The sequence below is a fragment of the Bradyrhizobium sp. genome, assembly GCF_035701725.1.
Taxonomy (GTDB): Bacteria; Pseudomonadota; Alphaproteobacteria; order Rhizobiales; family Xanthobacteraceae; genus Bradyrhizobium.
Window position 1 is genome coordinate 1 of the sequence record NZ_DASSRP010000082.1, and the last position, 3,851, is coordinate 3,851.

At 61.7% G+C, this 3,851-nt stretch carries 4 protein-coding genes and 1 pseudogene; 4 read left to right on the forward strand and 1 reads right to left on the reverse strand.

Annotated features, from left to right (window positions below):
* Positions 1–200 (forward strand): annotated as a pseudogene (locus VFL62_RS04225) (tetraacyldisaccharide 4'-kinase); the annotation flags it as partial.
* Between the two features lie 141 nt (positions 201–341).
* Here the strand turns inward: VFL62_RS04225 and irrA are convergent.
* Positions 342–833 carry an iron response transcriptional regulator IrrA gene (irrA, locus tag VFL62_RS04230; protein WP_325171122.1) on the reverse strand — a complete coding sequence of 164 codons (492 nt, stop codon included), beginning with the start codon at positions 831–833 and terminating at the stop codon, positions 342–344.
* Positions 834–1,186: 353 nt separating this feature from the next.
* On the opposite strand from irrA, the gene fabA reads away from it, so the two are divergent.
* From fabA to fabV, 3 genes are all read left to right on the forward strand, one after another.
* Positions 1,187–1,717, forward strand: coding sequence for a bifunctional 3-hydroxydecanoyl-ACP dehydratase/trans-2-decenoyl-ACP isomerase (fabA, locus tag VFL62_RS04235; RefSeq protein WP_325171123.1), 531 nt, complete (start codon positions 1,187–1,189; stop codon positions 1,715–1,717).
* A 74-nt stretch (positions 1,718–1,791) separates the two neighbouring features.
* Complete coding sequence (gene fabB / locus VFL62_RS04240) at positions 1,792–3,015, forward strand: beta-ketoacyl-ACP synthase I (protein WP_325171124.1); 1,224 nt, start codon at positions 1,792–1,794, stop codon at positions 3,013–3,015.
* Between the two features lie 3 nt (positions 3,016–3,018).
* A partial coding sequence (gene fabV, locus VFL62_RS04245) for an enoyl-[acyl-carrier-protein] reductase FabV (protein ID WP_325171125.1) occupies positions 3,019–3,851 on the forward strand: 833 nt, incomplete at its 3' end.

A 3,851-nucleotide genomic window follows, 5' to 3' on the forward strand; every position in this document is an offset into this window, starting at 1 on the left:
ATGCCGGGCGCGATCAGTTGACGCTGGTGACCACGGAAAAGGATTTTGCCCGATTGCGCGGCGTTGGAGAACGATCGTCTCTCGTCGGCGACATCGTGCCGTTCAAGGTCACGCTGCAATTCGCGGATGCCGCGCCTTTAAGGAAGTTCCTGTCTGACCGGCTGTTCAGGGCGCGCGAGAAGAGATTTCGCGTTCGATGAATGTTGTCGTCCCGGACAAGCGAGCGCGATCCGGGACCCAGGCACAAATTGTCACGCCGAGCCGACGGTCCAGCGTTCGCCACTCTTTCCTGTGGTTATGGGTCCCGGCATTCGCCGGGACGACGTGCGAAGATCTCGCGCTCAGCGCTTCTTGCGCAGGCGGACGACCATGTCGATCCGCGCGATCTCGTAGCCCTCGGGCACTTCGGGCATCTTCTGCAGCACCAGATGCGGGTCCTCGATATCGACCAGCTCGTGGTTGTTCTCGAGATAGAAATGATGATGCGCCGACACGTTGGTGTCGAAATAGGTCTTGGTGCCGTCGACGCTGACCTGGCGCAAGAGGCCGGCATCGGTCAACTGATTGAGGGTGTTGTAGACGGTGGCCAGCGATACCGGCACTTTCGCCAGCGTCGCCTCCTCATAGAGCATTTCCGCCGTGAGGTGGCGGGCGCCCTTGCCGAACAACAGCCAGCCCAGCGCCATGCGCTGTCGGGTCGGCCGCAAGCCGGCCGCCTGCAGCATTTCGTTGACGTCGTGCCAGGGGCAGCCGGTCAATGTGGGCTCGCGGCCGGACGCGCCAGGCTCGGAACCCGGCATTTCGTCGTTCAAAGCAGTACCGTTGTCGCTCATTTCCACGTCAGACTCTGCAAACAACCTCAATATTCCAAGGAAATATAAGGACCGTCGGTCTTAGATGCAAGTTTTTCGCAACTAGAACGTCCCCAAGAGCAGCTTTAACGGTTAAGCCCGTTGCGGGGCCGCAAGCGGCTAATTGCCCCACCGGCGCGCTTTGCCACCATAATCCCCTGTGATAGAGAGCGCGAACTTCGGTTGACCCCGGATAGTTATAGGAAAATGCCCGCTGCCGCAGGGTCCCGACCTGTGGAGCTGAGGGCCAATTGGCACTACGGGCGTCGTTCCCCGCGATATGCGGATCGTTCGCCCCGGATGCTTCCATCGGGATTTTTGACAAGGCTGGCACCATGCTGGATCGGCGCAGCAGTTATGAATATGAAGATTTGCTGGCCTGCGGCCGTGGGGAGCTGTTTGGCCCCGGCAATGCCCAGTTACCGCTGCCGCCGATGCTGATGTTCGACCGCATTACGGAGATCAGCGAGAACGGCGGCGAATTCGGCAAGGGCGTGATCCGCGCCGAACTCGACGTCAAGCCGGAGCTGTGGTTCTTCGGCTGCCACTTCAAGAACGATCCGGTGATGCCGGGCTGCCTCGGCCTCGATGCGATGTGGCAGATGGTCGGCTTTTATCTCGGCTGGATTGGCGGCGAGGGCCGCGGCCGGGCGCTTGGTCTTGGCGAATTGAAGCTTGCGGGCCAGGTGCTGCCAAACGTTCGCAAGGTTGTGTACCATATCGACATCAAGCGCGTGATGCGGATGAAGCTCTGGCTGGGCATTGCGGACGGCTGGCTTTCCATGGATGACGAGATTATCTACCGCGCCAAGGATCTGCGGGTCGGTCTGTTCAAGCAGGACGCCGCAGTGCAGCAGGCAATGTGAACTTTTCAGCTGATACGGACGACCTTTAAGTTGGTTACGGATATCGAGAAAGCGAAGACAGGGGTGAGGCGGTCATGAAGCGGGTTGTGATTACGGGGATGGGCATCGTCTCATCGATCGGAAACAACACCCAGGAAGTGCTGTCGAGTCTGCACGAGGCCCGCTCGGGAATCTCGCGCGCCGAGAAATACGCCGAGATGGGTTTCCGCTCGCAGGTTCAGGGCGCGCCGACGCTTGATCCTTCGACCGTCATCGATCGCCGTGCGATGCGATTTCTGGCCGAGGGCGCAGCCTGGAATCACGTCGCGATGGAGCAGGCGATTCGGGACTCGGGACTTGAGCCTTCCGACGTCTCCAATATTCGCACCGGCATCATCATGGGTTCGGGCGGGCCTTCGGCGCGCACGATCGTGGAGGCGGCCGATATCACCCGCACCAAGGGCCCCAAGCGTGTCGGTCCGTTCGCAGTGCCGAAGGCGATGTCCTCGACCGCATCCGCAACGTTGGCCACCTGGTTCAAGATCAAGGGCGTGAATTATTCGATCTCCTCGGCCTGTGCGACCTCCAATCACTGTATCGGCAATGCCTACGAGACCATCCAGATCGGCAAGCAGGACGTGATTTTTGCTGGCGGCTGCGAAGAGCTCGACTGGAGCCTGTCCGTGCTGTTCGACGCGATGGGGGCGATGTCGTCGAAATACAACGAGACGCCTTCGACAGCCTCGCGGCCTTACGACATCAGCCGCGACGGCTTTGTCATTGCCGGCGGCGCCGGCGTGGTGGTGCTGGAGGAACTCGAGCACGCCAAGGCGCGCGGCGCGCGCATCTACGGCGAGATCGTCGGCTATGGCGCCACCTCGGACGGCTATGACATGGTCGCGCCGTCGGGTGAGGGCGCCGAGCGCTGCATGCGGATGGCGATGTCGACGGTCAACACCAAGATCGACTACATCAATCCGCATGCCACCTCGACGCCGGCCGGTGACCCGCCTGAGATCGAGGCGATCCGCAAGGTATTTGGCACCGGCGACAAGTGTCCGCCGATTTCCGCCACCAAGGCGCTGACCGGCCACTCGCTGGGCGCGACCGGCGTGCAGGAGGCGATCTATTCGCTGCTGATGATGAACAATGGATTCATCTGCGAGAGCGCCCACATCACCGAACTCGATCCGGTGTTTGCTGATATGCCGATCGTGCGCAAGCGCATCGACAATGCCAAGATCGGTGCGGTGCTGTCGAATTCCTTCGGCTTCGGGGGCACCAATGCGACCCTGGTATTCAAGCGGCTGGACGCGTAATCGATGGTTATTGAACCGCGCGTGCGAGGCTTCATCTGCACGACCGCGCATCCGGTCGGCTGCGCGCAGAATGTCCGCGAGCAAATCGCTTATGTTCTCCGCCATGGCCCGATAGCCGACTGTCCCAAGCGCGTCGCCGTGCTCGGCTGCTCGACCGGATATGGTCTTGCGAGCCGGATCGTTACAACTTTTGCCGGCGGCGCGGACACGATCGGTGTCTCGCTGGAGCGCGAGCCGACGGAAAAAAGGACGGCCACCGCAGGCTGGTACAACAACCGCGCCTTCGAGATCGAAGCCAAGAAGATCGGACGCTCGCCCCTGACGCTGGAGGGGGATGCGTTCTCCGATGAGCTGAAAAAGACCTTCATCGAGCGCGTCCGCGAAAAATTCGGACAGCTCGACATGCTGGTCTACAGCATGGCCGCACCGGTCCGCACGGACCCGGTAACCGGCAACACCTATCGATCGGCGATCAAGCCGCTCGGCGCGCCCGTCGAAATCAAGACCCTCAATACCGAAACCGGCGAAGTCTACGAGACGACCATCGCGCCGGCGAGCGAGGATGAAGCGACCGCTACCGTCGCGGTGATGGGTGGTGAGGACTGGCAGCGCTGGATCGACCAGCTCGCGGATGCCGGCGTTCTCGCCCCCGGCTTCCGGACGTTCAACTACACCTATATCGGCAGCGAGCTGACCTGGCCGATTTACTGGAAGGGTACGCTCGGTCGCGCCAAGGTCGATCTCGATCGCAAGGCGGAAGCGATCCGCAGCCGGCTCGGCGCTGACGCGGCCCGCGTGGTGGCGCTGAAAGCCGTGGTGACGCAGGCGAGTTCAGC

Coding starts and splice junctions, on each gene's coding strand:
- irrA (WP_325171122.1), bottom strand. CDS start 833: ATGAGCGACAACGGTACTGCTTTGAACGACGAAATGCCGGGTTCCGAG.
- fabA (WP_325171123.1), top strand. CDS start 1,187: ATGCTGGATCGGCGCAGCAGTTATGAATATGAAGATTTGCTGGCCTGC.
- fabB (WP_325171124.1), top strand. CDS start 1,792: ATGAAGCGGGTTGTGATTACGGGGATGGGCATCGTCTCATCGATCGGA.